At 73.8% G+C, this 13,439-nt stretch carries 12 protein-coding genes and 1 pseudogene; 4 read left to right on the forward strand and 9 right to left on the reverse strand.

All coding sequences use genetic code 11. The features are described 5' to 3' along the window. Window positions 1-88: 88 nt before the first annotated feature. From MRQ36_RS06210 to nadD, 5 genes are all read right to left on the reverse strand, one after another. Window positions 89-865, reverse strand: coding sequence for an SDR family NAD(P)-dependent oxidoreductase (locus tag MRQ36_RS06210; RefSeq protein ID WP_242793694.1), 777 nt, complete (start codon window positions 863-865; stop codon window positions 89-91). Continuing rightward, a complete protein-coding gene (locus tag MRQ36_RS06215; RefSeq protein WP_242793695.1) occupies window positions 862-1,713 on the reverse strand; it encodes a DegV family protein in 852 nt (283 codons plus the stop codon). Before MRQ36_RS06215 ends, MRQ36_RS06210 begins: the two co-directional genes overlap by 4 nt. 47 nt (window positions 1,714-1,760) lie before the next feature. Beyond that, window positions 1,761-2,390 (reverse strand): histidine phosphatase family protein, encoded by a 630-nt coding sequence (locus MRQ36_RS06220; RefSeq protein ID WP_242793696.1) that lies wholly within the window; start codon window positions 2,388-2,390, stop codon window positions 1,761-1,763. After that, window positions 2,387-2,794 carry a ribosome silencing factor gene (gene rsfS, locus MRQ36_RS06225; RefSeq protein WP_242793699.1) on the reverse strand — a complete coding sequence of 136 codons (408 nt, stop codon included), beginning with the start codon at window positions 2,792-2,794 and terminating at the stop codon, window positions 2,387-2,389. The genes MRQ36_RS06220 and rsfS overlap by 4 nt, the downstream gene beginning before the upstream one ends. Window positions 2,795-2,904: 110 nt before the next feature. Then, on the reverse strand, window positions 2,905-3,501 hold the full coding sequence (nadD, locus tag MRQ36_RS06230) for a nicotinate-nucleotide adenylyltransferase (protein ID WP_242793700.1): 597 nt from the start codon (window positions 3,499-3,501) through the stop codon (window positions 2,905-2,907). A 143-nt stretch (window positions 3,502-3,644) separates the two neighbouring features. Here nadD and MRQ36_RS06235 point away from each other — a divergent pair, with 143 nt between their 5' ends. Together MRQ36_RS06235 and MRQ36_RS06240 are read left to right on the forward strand one after the other, a co-directional pair. Beyond that, complete coding sequence (locus MRQ36_RS06235; RefSeq protein ID WP_242793702.1) at window positions 3,645-4,292, forward strand: PadR family transcriptional regulator; 648 nt, start codon at window positions 3,645-3,647, stop codon at window positions 4,290-4,292. Between the two features lie 158 nt (window positions 4,293-4,450). Then, the gene (locus MRQ36_RS06240; RefSeq protein WP_242793704.1) at window positions 4,451-5,656 is read left to right on the forward strand and encodes an NAD(P)/FAD-dependent oxidoreductase; all 1,206 of its coding nucleotides are present in this window, start codon (window positions 4,451-4,453) and stop codon (window positions 5,654-5,656) included. 102 nt (window positions 5,657-5,758) lie between these two features. Here the strand turns inward: MRQ36_RS06240 and pepN are convergent. After that, window positions 5,759-8,274: pseudogene (gene pepN, locus MRQ36_RS06245) on the reverse strand (aminopeptidase N). Between the two features lie 66 nt (window positions 8,275-8,340). On the opposite strand from pepN, the gene MRQ36_RS06250 reads away from it, so the two are divergent. After that, on the forward strand, window positions 8,341-8,559 hold the full coding sequence (locus tag MRQ36_RS06250) for a DUF397 domain-containing protein (protein WP_242793706.1): 219 nt from the start codon (window positions 8,341-8,343) through the stop codon (window positions 8,557-8,559). Here the strand turns inward: MRQ36_RS06250 and MRQ36_RS06255 are convergent. Then, on the reverse strand, window positions 8,495-8,983 hold the full coding sequence (locus MRQ36_RS06255; protein WP_242793708.1) for a hypothetical protein: 489 nt from the start codon (window positions 8,981-8,983) through the stop codon (window positions 8,495-8,497). The two genes, MRQ36_RS06250 and MRQ36_RS06255, sit on opposite strands and share 65 nt — an antisense overlap. A 253-nt stretch (window positions 8,984-9,236) precedes the next feature. On the opposite strand from MRQ36_RS06255, the gene MRQ36_RS06260 reads away from it, so the two are divergent. Further along, complete coding sequence (locus MRQ36_RS06260; protein WP_242793716.1) at window positions 9,237-10,484, forward strand: cytochrome P450; 1,248 nt, start codon at window positions 9,237-9,239, stop codon at window positions 10,482-10,484. 43 nt (window positions 10,485-10,527) lie between these two features. Here MRQ36_RS06260 and MRQ36_RS06265 read toward each other — a convergent pair whose 3' ends face one another. Together MRQ36_RS06265 and MRQ36_RS06270 are read right to left on the reverse strand one after the other, a co-directional pair. Further along, complete coding sequence (locus MRQ36_RS06265; protein WP_242793718.1) at window positions 10,528-10,986, reverse strand: hypothetical protein; 459 nt, start codon at window positions 10,984-10,986, stop codon at window positions 10,528-10,530. A 1-nt stretch (window position 10,987) separates the two neighbouring features. Further along, the gene (locus MRQ36_RS06270) at window positions 10,988-13,435 is read right to left on the reverse strand and encodes a molybdopterin oxidoreductase family protein (RefSeq protein ID WP_242793720.1); all 2,448 of its coding nucleotides are present in this window, start codon (window positions 13,433-13,435) and stop codon (window positions 10,988-10,990) included. Between the last annotated feature and the right edge of the window lie 4 nt (window positions 13,436-13,439).

Consider the following 13,439-nt stretch of genomic DNA (forward strand, 5'->3'; position numbering starts at 1 on the left):
GCGAAGACGACGGTCGGTTGTGGACGACCGCGTCGGCTGTGGACAACGCCCTGATCATGCTCCGAGGTGCTAACGCGGCCTGGTCGGCTCAGCGTGCCTCGGGGTCGAGGCCGAGCGCCGCCCGCCCCCCGTCCACGGGCAGGACCACCCCGTTGACGAAGGCGGCCTGCGGGGAGAGCAGGAACGCCACGGCGTCCGCCACCTCGTCGGCGCGGCCGATCCGCCCCACCGGGTGCAACCGGCCCAACTCGGCGCTGATCCGCGCCCTCTCGGCCGGGTCCTGACCGTTGAGAAAGGTCGCGTGCCGCTCGGTGTCGATCGAGCCGAGCGCGACCGCGTTGGTGCGGACGCCCCGACCGGCGTACTCGACGGCGAGGGCGCGGGTCAGTCCCTCGACGGCGGCCTTCGCGGTGGCGTACGGCAGCGCACCGGGGACCGGTCGCGCGGCCTGGTGAGAGGAGACGTTGACGATCGCCCCGCCGGTGCCGGCGGCGAGGAACCGCCGGACGGCGGTGGCCGCGCCGACCACCGCGGGCCGCAGGTTGAGCCCGATCAGGTCGAGGACCTCGGCGACCGGGGCGGAGTGGACGGCGGCGTCCCGGAAGACGGCGGCGTTGTTCACCCAGCCGGCGAGCGGTGCGACCCGCTCGGCGAGGTCGGCGGCGTGCCCGGCGACCTGCTCGTCCCCGGCGTCGCCGACGACCGGGACGAGCCGCTCGGCGGCGGGGTGCCGCGCCGACCAGGCGAGCGCCTCCGGGTCGTGCTCGACCACCACCACGGTCCCACCGTCGTCGACGAGCCGAGCCACGATCGCCCGGCCGACGCCCCGGCCACCGCCGGTGACCACGTACGACCCGGCGGTCACGCCGGCCGCCGGTGGATCACCACGCAGGCGAGACCCGGTCCCGCGTGCGCGGCCACCACCGCGCCGGCCTCGGAGACGTACGTGTCGTGCAGGCGGTCGCCGAACCGGGCGCGCAACGCCTCCAGGAGCTGCTCGGCACGCTGCGGTGCGGCCAGGTGGTGCACGGCGAGGTCGACCTCGGCCTCACCGGCCGCCTCGACGGCCAGGTCGACCAGGCGGGCGATGCCCCGGCTGGCGGTACGCACCTTGTCCTTGAGCACGATCGCGCCGTCCGGCATGTGCATGATCGGCTTCACCGAGAGGGCGGTGCCGAGCAGCGCCTCGGCGGCGTTGATCCGTCCGCCCCGGCGGAGGAACTCCAGCGTGTCGACATAGAACCAGATGGTGGTGCGCTCGATGGCGTCCAGCGCGGCCTGGCGTACCCCGGGGAGGTCGGTGCCGTGTGCGGCGGCCGTGGCGGCGGCGAGCACCGGGAAGCCGAGGCCCATCCCGGTGGACCGGCTGTCGACCACCTCGACCCGGTCGCCGACCTCGGCGGCGGCCAGCCGGGCGGCCTCGACCGTGCCGGAGAGCTCGGCGGACAGATGCACCGAGACGACGCCGTCGGCGCCCTCGGCGAGCAGCGCGCGGTAGACCTGGGCGAACTGCTCGGGCGACGGCCGGGACGTGCTCACCGAGACCCGGCGCCCGCCGAGCGCCCGGGTGGCGTCGGCCGGGAACGTCTCGACCCCTTCCAGCCCTTCCGCGCCGTTGAGCACGACGGTCAGCGGGACGACGGTGAGCCGGTGCGCCCGCACCAGCTCGGGTGGGAGGTAGGCGGTGGAGTCGGTCACGACCGCGACGGGCATGCCCGGCACGCTAGCCGATCCGGAGCCGGCATGCCCGGAGCGTACGGTCAGACCGCCTCGGTGAGCGCCGGCTGCGTGATCAGGCCGACATTGTGGGCGCGCAGGTGCCAGCCCCGCACGTCGTCGTGCCGCAGCTCGGTCCAGTGGCAGTTGGAGAGCGAGCCGACGCCGCGCAGCACGGCGTGGTCCCAGCCGAGCAGGTGGCCGACACCCTGCCGGGCACCGCCGCCGTGGGTGGTGACCACGACGGTGCCACCGGCGGCCAGGTCGGCGGCGTCCCGGAAGCCGGCGCCGATCCGTGCGCCGAGGTCGTCGAGGCTCTCGATGTCGGCACCCGGGTCCGGGTCACCGGCCCGCCAGCGGGCGTACTCGTCGGGGAAGCGCTCGGCCACCTCGGTGAGGGCCAGGCCCTGCCAGCGGCCGAAGTGCCGCTCCCGGAGCCGGGCGTCGGTGCGGACCGGCAGGCCGGTCAGCGCCGCGAGGGCGGCGGCGGTGTCGGCGGCCCGGCGCAGGTCGCTGGCGACGATGGCGTCGGGCCGGAGCCCGGCCAGCACCGGCGCGGCGGCCCGCGCCTGCTCCCGGCCGAGGTCGTTGAGGGGTACGTCGGTCTGCCCCTGGACCCGGCTGGCGGCGTTCCAGTCGGTGTTGCCGTGCCGCCAGATGATCAGTCGGGTCATTCGGCGGTGGCGCCGGTGGCGGAGTCGGCCTCGACCAGGTCCCGGTCCACGAACGGGATCTGCGGGCAGTCCTTCCAGAGCCGGTCGAGGGCGTAGAACTCGCGCTCCTCGGTGTGCTGGACGTGCACCACGATGTCGACGTAGTCGAGCAGCACCCAGCGACCGCCGCGCTCGCCCTCGCGCCGGAGCGGCTTGGCCTTCTCCGGCAGTTCGAGCAGCCGCTCCTCGATGGCGTCGACGATGGCCAGCACCTGACGCTCGTTGGGGGCCGAGGCGACCAGGAACGCGTCGGTGATGGCGAGTTGGTCGCCCACGTCGATGACGACGATGTCCTGAGCCTTCTTGTCGGCCGCGGCCTGGGCGGCGGCCATCGCCAGCTCGTGAGCGCGTTCGGAAACTGTCACCGTTCTCCTTCGATCAACCGTGCGACCCTCCAAGCGTCTCACACCCGGCGGCGCGGCTACTTGTCAGTTCTGGCCGGTTACCGGGCGAAAGGCCCACACAACGGGCGGAATCACCGCTGGTAGAGCCGCCGTTTGGCGATGTACTGCACCACACCGTCCGGCACGAGATACCAGACCGGCTCACCGCGGGCCACCCGGGCGCGGCAGTCGGTGGAGGAGATGGCCATCGCCGGGACCTGCACCAGGCTCACCGTGTCGGCGGGGAGGTGCTTGTCGGTGAGTTCGAAGCCGGGCCGGGTCACCCCGATGAAGTGGGCCAGCTCGAAGATCTCGTCCAGATCCTTCCAGGACAGGATCCGCTCCAGCGCGTCCGCCCCGGTGATGAAGTACAGCTGCACCTTCGGGCCGAGCTCGGCGTGCAGGTCGCGCAGGGTGTCGACGGTGTAGGTGGGTCCGGCCCGGTCGATGTCGACCCGGCTGACCTGGAAGCGCGGGTTGGAGGCGGTCGCGATGACCGTCATCAGGTAGCGGTCCTCGGCGGGGCTGACCGGCTCGTCCGCCTTCTGCCACGGCTGACCGGTGGGCACGAAGATCACCTCGTCCAGCCCGAACCGGTCCGCCACCTCGCTGGCCGCCACGAGGTGCCCGTGGTGGATCGGGTCGAAGGTCCCGCCCATGATCCCGATCCGCCGGATGTCTTCCTCCACCCCGCGATCCTAGGCCGATCGGTCGACGCCGACCCGTCCGGCGTCCATGGGTGGGGCCAGGTGCGCGGGACGGGGTTCCCGCGCGGGCCGGCACGCCCTATGCTCGTCCACGAGTAATCGTTTGCAAGTATCGGGAGGGCGGCGTGCCCCGGCAACGCAAGGTGGGCAATCTGGTGGCCCTCGCCGTGCTCTCCGTCCTCGTCGAGCGGCCCCGACACCCGTACGAGATCGCCACCACCCTGCGGACCTGGGGCAAGGACCAGGACATGGAGATCAAGTGGGGGTCCTTCTACACGGTCGTCCGCAACCTGGCGCGACACGGCCTGATCGAGGCCGTGGAGAGCGTCCGGGAGGGCCGGCGCCCGGAACGCACCGTCTACCGGATCACCGACGCCGGTCGGGCCGAGCTGGTCGACTGGGCCCGCGAGTTGATCTCCACCCCCGAGTCGGAGCACCCCCGCTTCCGGGCCGGCCTCTCGGTGCTCGCCGCCCTGCACCCCGATGAGGCGACAGCTCTCCTGGGACAGCGACTGGCCCGGCTGGAGGACGGCATCCGGGCCGGTCGGGCGGCGCTCGCGGAACACCTGCGGAGCGTGCCGCGGCTCTTCCTGATCGAGTCCGACCACGACCTCGCCATGCGTGCGGCGGAAGCGGCCTGGATCCGGTCCCTGCTGGCCGAACTCACCTCGGGCAGCTATCCGGGCCTGGCCGAATGGCGGGCCTTCCACGAAGCCGGCGACCGGCCGGCGAAGCCGACCGACGGCCCGGAAGGGAGCGGCCCCACCCCGTGAGAGCGGCCCCGGCACGGTGCGCCAACACCGTGCCGGGGCCCTTACCCCGAACCGACACCTGGACAGGCGCCCGGCCCGAAGCGGCAACCACGAGGATAGTCGGGCTCTCTCCAGGTCGGTCCCTGCGCACCACCGACAGAACCCTGGAGGGAAGCACCATGACCACCGTGAAGACAGCGATCGTGATCGGCGGCGGCATCGCCGGCCCCGTGACCGCGCTGGCCCTGCGCCGCGCGGGCATCACCGCCACCGTCCACGAGGCGTACCCGAGCACCGCCGACGGCATCGGCGGCACCCTGGCCCTCGCCCCCAACGGCGTCGCGGCCCTGCGCGTCGTCGGCGCGGACCGGGCCGTCACCGCGATCGGCACCCCGATCCACCGGACCAGGATGGCGGTCGGCCGGAAGCGGATCGACCTGCCCGGCCTGACGGGTGTGCCACCGCTGCACGTGGTGCACCGGAACGCCCTGCACCAGGCGCTGCACGACCGCGCCCGCGCCGAGGGCGTCGTCGTCGAACACGGCCGGCGCCTGGTCGACGCGCGGGAGACCGACACCGGCGTCACCGCCCGCTTCGCGGACGGCGGCACGGCCACGGCGGACATCCTGATCGGGGCCGACGGCATCCGGTCGACCGTCCGCACCCTGATCGACCGGGACGCCCCCGGACCGCGCTTCACCGGGCTGCTCGGCTTCGAGGGGGTGGCCCGGCACGAGGTCGACGCCGCCCCGGGCACCATGACCTTCGCCTTCGGCCGGCGCGGCTACTACCTGTACTGGCCGGAGCCGGGCGGCGGCACCCGGTGGGGCGTCAACCTCCCCCAGGAGCGGCCGATGAGCCTCACCGAGGCGCGCGCGGTGCCCCCGGCCGAATGGATGCGGACGCTGCGCACCGCGTACGGGGACGACGAGCCGGGCCGCGATCTGCTGGCGAGCACCAACGCCGACGACGTCCAGGCGGTGGGCTCCCTGCACATCATGCCGAGCGTGCCGCACTGGCACCGGGGGCGCATGGTGCTGGTCGGCGACGCGGCCCACGCGCCCTCCAACAGTTCCGGGCAGGGGGCGTCGCTGGCGATCGAGAGTGCCGTCCAACTGGCCCGCTGCCTGCGTGACCTGCCGGACATCCGGTCGGCGTTCATCGCCTTCGAGCAGCTGCGGCGGGCCCGGGTGGAGAAGGTGGCCGCCCGGGCGGCGCGGATCAACCGGACCAAGGCACCCGGCCCGGTGGGCCGGGCGCTGCTGCCGCTGATGATGCCGTTGCTGGTGCGGACCGCGATGGACCCGGAGAAGACGATCGGCGCCGAGCAGCGCTACCTGATCGACTGGGACGCCCGGGTGGCGTCGGCGTCGACCGGCGGTTGAGCGGCTGCGGGCGGCGCCCCGCGCCAGGTGCGCCGCCCGCGTCGCGCCGGGACCTGACCGGTCGCGACCGGTCAGGTCCCGGACCGGCCGCGGCCCGCCCGGTCAGGCACCGGCGGCGGCCACCGCCGTCCGGGCCACCAACGCGCGGCGCAGGTCGTCGTCGAGGTCGACCACCTCGCGCCGCAGGCCGGGCGTGAGGTCGTCGCGGGCCAGCAGCGCCGCGGCCAACTCCCGGGTCGGCTGCGTGACGGCGTAGCGAGGAAAGGCCAGCGCCGCGACCCGGTCCGCCACCCAGGGGGTACGCCTCGCGCGGCGGCCGGCATGTCGGCGAAGTACCGGGCCACGTACGACGCGGTCAGCTCGGCCTGCTCGGGCTGCCAGAAGCCCTCCGCGGTGGCCTCGACCAGCCGGTTGGACAGCTCGGTGTTGCTGGTCACGATCTCCCAGGCGGTCGTCTTGGCGGCGGCGTCGGGCAGCGCGGCGCGGCAGGCGGCGGCGCGTTCCGTGCCGGTGGCGCTGCGGTCCGCGTCGGCCTCGGCGGCGATCTCCGGCTCGCCGGCCGCACCGAGCACCACCAGGCGCAGCAACACCGCCCAGCGCAGGTCGGCGTCCACCGCCAGCCCCGCCGGTACGCCGTCGCCGGCCAGCCAGCCGGTGAGCAGGGCGGTGTCGGTGGTCGCCCCGATCAACTCCCGGGCGGCGGCGAGCTGCAATGACCCACCGGCCGGCGCCCCGGCCAGCAGCGTGGTGCAGGCCCCGGCGACCCGGAGCAGGGCGGCGTCCCGGGCGAGCGGGTCGAGGTAGCGGTCGACCAGGTCGCGGGCGAGGGTGAGCACGTCCTCCGCGATGATCACTTCGGTCTCGCCGGGCAGTGCCGCCGCGATCAGGGAGACCAGCGAGGTGACCGGCCGCTCCCCGTCGGTGGCCGCGTCCAGCGCCTCGCCCCAGAGCAGCGCCCGGGCCAGCGGGTCGGCCAGCGTCGGCAGCACCGTCGGCACCGCGTCGGCCGACGCGGGATCGAGGCGGATCTTGGCGAAGGTCAGGTCGCCGTCGTTCGGCAGCAGCAGGCCGGTGGCGGGGACACCGACCAGCTCGGCGAGGGTGGTGCGGCCGTGGTCGGCGTCCGGGTCGAGGTCCACCTCGAACCGGCCCGCGGTGCCGTCCGGGGCGTACCGGCCGACGCCGATGCGGTGCGGGCGCAGCACCGGGTGAGCCGGTGGCGCGGTCTGCACCACCGCCACATCGGTCCACCGGCCGTCGGCGTCGACCGAGGTCGCCATCCGCAGCGTGTTGACCTGCGGGCGGCGCAGCCAGCGCTCCGCCCAGCCGGTCAGGTCCCGCCCACCGGCGGCGCTGAGGCTGTCGAGCAGGTCCGCCAGGGTGGCGTTGCCGAACCGGTGCTTCGCGAAGTGCGCGTTCAGGCCGGCGAGGAAGGCGTCGTCGCCGAGCCAGGCGACGAGCTGGCGCAGCACGCTGGCGCCCTTGGCATACGAGATGCCGTCGAAGTTGAGCAGGCCCTCGGCGGCGTCGGCGACCTGCTCGGGGGCCACCGGGTGGGTGGAGGGGCGCTGGTCGGCCGCGTATCCCCAGGCCTTGCGGCGCAGCGCGAAGGTGGTCCACGCGGAGGTGAAGCGGGTCGCCTCGGCGGTGACCCGGGTGCCGAGGTATTCCGCGAACGACTCGTTCAGCCACAGGTCGTCCCACCAGCGCATGGTGACCAGGTCGCCGAACCACATGTGCGCCATCTCGTGGGCGATGGTGGTGGCCCGCAGCTCGCGCTGGCTGTCGGTGACCGCGGAGCGGAAGACGTAGTCGTCCCGGAAGGTGACCAGACCCGGGTTCTCCATCGCACCGGCGTTGAACTCGGGCACGAACGCCTGGTCGTACTTGCCGAACGGGTAGCGCTCGGCGAAGAGCTGGTGGAAACGGTCGAAGCACCGCTTGGTGACGGTGAAGATCTCGTCGGCGTCGGCGTCGAGGTGGGCGGCGAGCGAGCGCCGGCACCAGATGCCCAGCGGGATGCCGTCGTGCTCGTCGCGGCGGACGTGCCACGGGCCGGCGATCAGCGAGAAGAGGTAGGTGGCCAGGGGCTCGGTGGGCGCGAACTCCCAGCGCCCGGGGCGGGGCCGCGCGGCGACCGGGCCGTTGGCCGCGACGGTCCACTCGGGCGGGGCGGTGACCGCCAGGGTGATCGGGGCCTTCAGGTCGGGCTGGTCGAACGCGGCGAAGATGCGCGGCGCGTTGTCGAGGAAGGACATCGCCCAGAGGTAGGTCTCGCCGTCGGCCGGGTCGACGAACCGGTGGATCCCCTCACCGGTGTTCGAGTAGGCCATCTCGGCGGTGACCGTGAGCGTGTTTTGCGCGGCCAGCCCGTCCAGCGGCAGTCGGTCGTCGGTGAGGCTGCCGGGATCGAGGTCCCGGTCGTTGAGGCGTACCCCGGTCAGGGTCGCGGCTTTGACCTCGACGAAGCTCGCGGCGCCGGGGGTGGCCCGGAACCGGATGGTGGCGGTCGAGCGGAACCGCTCGCCGCCGCCGGTCAGGTCGAGGTCCACCTGATAGGACTCGACGGTAATCAACGCGCCACGCGCGGTCGCCTCTACACGGGTCAGGCTCGGCATCCGCTTATCCTGCCCGATGGGGATCCGAACGGACTCCCCGTGACGCATGGCGATGGAGGAGCAACGATGGGTCAGCACCCCAAGGGTGACTTCGATCTCTCCCGAGCGGTCTGGCAGCGAGCCGAGGGCGACACCTCCGACAGCGCGGTCGAGGTGGCCTTCGTCGACGACCTGATCGGCATGCGCAACTCGGCGGAGCCCGAGGGGCCGGTGCTGGTCTTCACCCAGGCCGAGTGGGACGCGTTCGTGGCCGGCGCGCAGGACGGCGAGTTCGACCTGGACTGAGCGGCGCGGGCGGCTCACCGGTCGCCCTCGCCCCAGCCCAGGCCGCCGGGGCCGGGGGCGTGGTGGAAGCCGGGGTGGCCCGCGACGTCCGCGCAGCGTTCGCCGTCCGGCCCCTCGGCGCTCCGCAGAACAACCGCTCGGCCCGGTGCCAGGCGTCCGCCGGGGACCAGGCCGCGACACCGAGCACCAGCTCGGGCCGGAGCAGGCTCAATGCCTCGACGTACGCGACGGCGAGGTCGCGGGCCTGCTCCGGCCCGGCGGCGGTGAAGCCCAGGTGGGCGGTGAACCAGCGGGCCGGGCGGGGTGCCCGCCGGGGCGCGGCGATCAGCGGCGGCTCCCCCGGGTCGGGACCCACCCCGCCGGGGCGCTCGATCCCCCGGACCATCCGCCGCTGCCGCCAGTCGGGCGGCATGTTCTCCCGCATCGGACCTCCCCGTCGTCGACGTGCGCCGACCGCACCGCCGGCACGGGGTCGAGCCAACCAGCTTCCCGGCCCCCTGGGAGGGGCCAGCAACGGGTTCGCCGGCTGGCCCCTCCCCCGGGGCGCACCACCCGGTAGCCTGCCGGCGGCTCGCACCGGAACCGGTCCACGCCGAGCGGGATTCAGCCCCGGCCACCGGGGTAGACGCGCACCAGCCGACCAGGTCGGCCGCCGCACCCGCGTCAGGAGAACCCAGATGGCCACCACCCCTGTCGACCGCAGCCCGGACAGCACCCTGGCCTTCCTCCGGGAGGGGTACCGGTTCGGCAGCTCCCGCTACGAGCGGTACGGCAGCGACATCTTCCGGACCCGGCTGCTGCTGGCACCGACCATCTGCCTGCGCGGCCGGCCGGCCGCGACGCTCTTCTACGACCCGGAACGGTTCAGCCGCGCGGGCGCGATGCCGAAACGGGGACAGCGCACGCTCACCGGCGTCGGCGGGGTGCAGGGCCTCGACGACGGCGCGCACCGCGACCGCAAGGCGATGTTCCTGTCGATCATGACGCCGAGCGCGATCCGGCAGCTCGGCCAGCTCTTCGACGACGAGTGGCGGTCCCGCATCCCCGACTGGGAGCGCTCCGGGTCGGTCGTCCTCTACGACGAGGTCGGTCGGCTGCTGACCCGGGCGGTCTGCGCCTGGGCCGGCGTCCCGCTCGACCTGGGTGAGGTGGCCCGGCGCACCGACCAGCTGCACGCGATGATCGAGGGGCCGGCCGCGCTCGGGCCCCGACACTGGCGGGGCCTGCTCGCCCGCCGCCGGGCCGAACGCTGGCTCGCCGACCTGGTGGACCGGGTCCGGGCCGGCACGCTGCCCGCGCCGGAGGGCAGCGCGCTGCGGGTTATCGCCGAGCACCGGGACGGGCGGGATCGGTCGCTGCCCCGCCGGATCGCCGCCGTGGAACTGCTCAACGTGCTGCGACCCACCGTCGCCGTCGACCGGTACGTGGTCTTCGCCGCGCTCGCCCTGCACGACCACCCGGCGTGGCGGGAGCGGGTCCGCGACGACGCCGACGCCACCGAGTGGTTCGTGCAGGAGGTCCGCCGCTACTACCCGTTCTTCCCGTTCGCGGCGGCCCGGGTACGCCGGTCCTTCGAGTGGCAGGGGCACCACTTCCCGGCCGGTCGGCGGGTGCTGCTGGACCTGTACGGCACCAACCACCACCCGGACCTGTGGCCCGAGCCGGAGCGGTTCCGGCCGCAGCGGTTCGCCGGCTGGCGGGACGACCCGTACGGCTTCGTGCCGCAGGGTGGGGGTGAGCCCCTAGCCGGCCACCGCTGCGCCGGTGAGTGGCTCACCATCGAGCTGATGAAGCGGGCGGTCGGCCTGCTCACCACCGCCATGCGCTACGAGGTGCCGCCGCAGGACCTGGCGGTCAGCCTGAGCCGGATGCCCACGCTCCCGCCCAGCGGCTTCCTGCTCGACGGCGTCCGCCGTACCGCTTGACCGGGCGCGGCGCCGGGCGCTCGTCGAGCCCGAGCCGGCCGGCCTACCCCGCCACCACCAGGGCCTGCGGGGCGGCCTGCTTCATCCGGGTACGCAGCCACTTGAGCTGGATCGCCGTCTCCTGCTCGCAGGACTTCACCACCGCCAGCAGCTCCTCGTCCCGGGCCCCGTACGCGGCCTGGCCGATCACCGCCCAGGAGATGTCGCACTCGGCGGCCATCAGGTAGAGGTCCTGGAGGTCGCGGAGCAACCCGAGCCCGCCGGTGCGGGTGCCGGAGAAGAGGTCCGAGTGCAGCCGGTCCGGCTCGGCCGGGGCGTCCTCGGCGTACCGGCGGGCGAACGGGGCGAGCTTCTCCGCGTGGCCGCGGCACTGGGTGGCGAGCTTCCCGCAGGTGTGGAAGACGTCCGGCTCCTCCCGGTGCGCCTCGCCCACCTCGGTGAAGGCGTCGCCCAGCCGTTCCTGGGCCTTGTGCAGCAGCCCCAGATAGTGCGCGAGGTGCATCTCATTCCCCCCTCGACGGTGCCTCGGCGGCCGGGCCGCCGACGGTGGCCGGGATGTCGGATCCGGCCGGTGGCGCGGAGCCGCCGACCGTGGGCGCGGGCGACGGACGGCCACCCGAGTCGGCCTCCTTGACCACCCGGACCGCGGCCACCTTGAAGATCGGTTGCTTGGAGACCGGGTCCCAGGCGGTGATGGTCAGCTCGTTGGCCGCCCGGTCGTGCCGCCCCTCGCCGGGGTCAGCCCCGTCGGCGGTGTCCCAGTAGCCGTAGTGGAAGGGGACGAAGACGACGCCGGGGCGTACCCCGCAGATCCTGGCGCGACCGCGGACGGCGCCGCGCGGCGACTCGACCCGGACCAGGTCCCCCTCGCCGACGCCGAGCCGCTCGGCGTCGGCCGGGTTGAGTTCCACCCAGGACTCCGGCGCGGCGTGCACCAGCTGGGTGGCCCGGCCGGTCTTGGTGCGGGTGTGGAACTGGTAGACGGTGCGGCCGGTGGTGAGCAGCAGCGGGTAGTCGTCGCTCGGCACCTCCGGCGACGGCTGGTACGCCACCGCGTGCAGGAACGCCCGCCCGCCCGGCTGCTTGGCCTTGTATTCCTCCGGGAGCAGCTCCGCCCCGGTCGCCAGGTCGTGGCCGTACGACTCGCAGTAGTCCGGGTCGGTGTTGAACACCCCGTCGGTGTACAGCCGTTCAGTGCCGTCCGGCTGCTCGTCGGTGCACGGCCACTGGATGCCGCCGGAGCGCAGCCGTTCGTAGGTGATCGCGGTGTAGTCGCAGGGTCGGCCCCGCGAGCACTCCTGCCACGCCTCGAACACCTCCTCCGGCCCGGTCCACCGGATCAGGGGATTCCCGTCCTTGTCGCGGAAATCCATCCGGCGCGCGTAGTCGAGGAAGATGTCCAGGTCGGGGCGGGCCTCGCCGGGCGGCTCGACGGCCTTGTCGGAGATGTGCACGGTCCGGTCCACGCTGGTGAAGGTGCCGGTCTTCTCGCCCCAGGTGGCCGCCGGCAGCACCACGTCGGCCAGCTCGGCGGTCTCGGTGAGGAAGAGGTCCTGCACCACCACGAAGAGTTCCGGCCGGGCCAGGATGCGCCGGATCCGGGCCAGGTCGGGCAGGGAGACCGCCGGGTTGGTGGCCGAGATCCAGAGCAGCTTGATCGAGCCCTGCTCGGCGTAGCGGAAGATCTGCATGGCGTGCGTCGGCGGCGACCAGTGCGGGATGGTGTCGACCTCGACGTTCCACAGCTTCGCCAGCTCGGCGACGTGTTCGGTGTTCTCCCAATTGCGCAGGCCGGGCAGGTCGCCGTCGGCACCGCACTCCCGGTTGTTCTGCGCGGTCGGCTGGCCGTTCATCTGATAGAGCCCGGCCCCCGGCCGCCCGATCATGCCCCGGATCAGGTGGATGTTGTTCACCTGGCAGGAGGCCGCGGTGGCCTGGTTGGACTGGTAGAAGCCCTGGAGCACGGTGGAGAGCAGCCGCTGCGACCCGCCCAGCAGCTCGGCGGCGCGTTCGATGTCGCGGGCCGGCAGGTCGCAGATCTCGGCGACCTTCGCCACCGGATAGTCCTCGACCACCCGGCAGAGCTCGTCGAAGCCGAGGGTGTGCGCGCGGACGTACTCCTCGTCGTACCAGCCGCGGTGGATCAGCTCGCGGAGCAGGCCGTTGAGCAGCGCCATGTTGGTGCCGTTGCGCAGCGCGAGGTGCACGTCGGCCTCCCGGGCCACCGGGGTCGCGCGCGGGTCCACCGCCAGCATCGCCGGCCGGTTCGGCCCGCGCCGCCGGTCCAGCATCCGCATCCAGAGCACCGTCTGGGTCTCGGCCACGTTGTGCCCCCACAACGCGATCGCGTCGCAGTGGTCCACGTCGGTGTACGACCCGGGCTGCCCGTCGGTGCCGAAGGACGCCTTCAGCGCGGCGGCGGCGGTCGCGGTGCAGAGCCGGGTGTTGCCGTCCATGTGCGGGGTACCGATGCCGGCCTTCCCGATCACCCCGAGGGTGTAGTACTCCTCCAGGAAGAGCTGCCCGCTGGTGTAGAAGCCGAAGTGCCCCCAGCCGCCGGGGCCGTCCAGCAGGTCCTTCGAGCGGGCCACGATCCGGCCCATCGCGGTGTCCCAGTCGGTCTCCACCAGCCGGCCGCCCTCGCGGACGAGCGGGCGGCGCAGCCGGTCGGGGCTGTGGTTCGCCTGCCAGCCGTACAGGTCCTTCGGGTCGACCCGGCCGTGGTTGATCCGGTCGCCGGGCCGGCCCCGGACCCCGACGATCCGGTCGTCGACCACCACGATGTCCATCGCGTCGCCGTTGGAGTGCAGGATCGACGCGCTCGGCACCCAGCGCTGCACGTCGGCCTCGGTGTGGCCGTCGGCGAGGAAACTGTCCACCCGCACCGGCCACCGTTCACCCGCACCGTACGGCGTGCGCGGGCCCCACGGGTCCGCGATCCGGTCCACCATCTTC

The sequence above is a fragment of the Micromonospora sp. R77 genome (genome assembly GCF_022747945.1).
Lineage (GTDB): Bacteria > Actinomycetota > Actinomycetes > Mycobacteriales > Micromonosporaceae > Micromonospora.

Bases quoted from the DNA above. Each gene is read 5' to 3' on its own strand.
- MRQ36_RS06215 (WP_242793695.1), bottom strand. From the start codon at position 1,713: ATGCCCGTCGCGGTCGTGACCGACTCCACCGCCTACCTCCCACCCGAG.
- MRQ36_RS06220 (WP_242793696.1), bottom strand. From the start codon at position 2,390: ATGACCCGACTGATCATCTGGCGGCACGGCAACACCGACTGGAACGCC.
- MRQ36_RS06240 (WP_242793704.1), top strand. From the start codon at position 4,451: ATGACCACCGTGAAGACAGCGATCGTGATCGGCGGCGGCATCGCCGGC.
- MRQ36_RS06250 (WP_242793706.1), top strand. From the start codon at position 8,341: ATGGGTCAGCACCCCAAGGGTGACTTCGATCTCTCCCGAGCGGTCTGG.
- MRQ36_RS06255 (WP_242793708.1), bottom strand. From the start codon at position 8,983: ATGCGGGAGAACATGCCGCCCGACTGGCGGCAGCGGCGGATGGTCCGG.
- MRQ36_RS06260 (WP_242793716.1), top strand. From the start codon at position 9,237: ATGGCCACCACCCCTGTCGACCGCAGCCCGGACAGCACCCTGGCCTTC.
- MRQ36_RS06265 (WP_242793718.1), bottom strand. From the start codon at position 10,986: ATGCACCTCGCGCACTATCTGGGGCTGCTGCACAAGGCCCAGGAACGG.
- MRQ36_RS06270 (WP_242793720.1), bottom strand. From the start codon at position 13,435: ATGGTGGACCGGATCGCGGACCCGTGGGGCCCGCGCACGCCGTACGGT.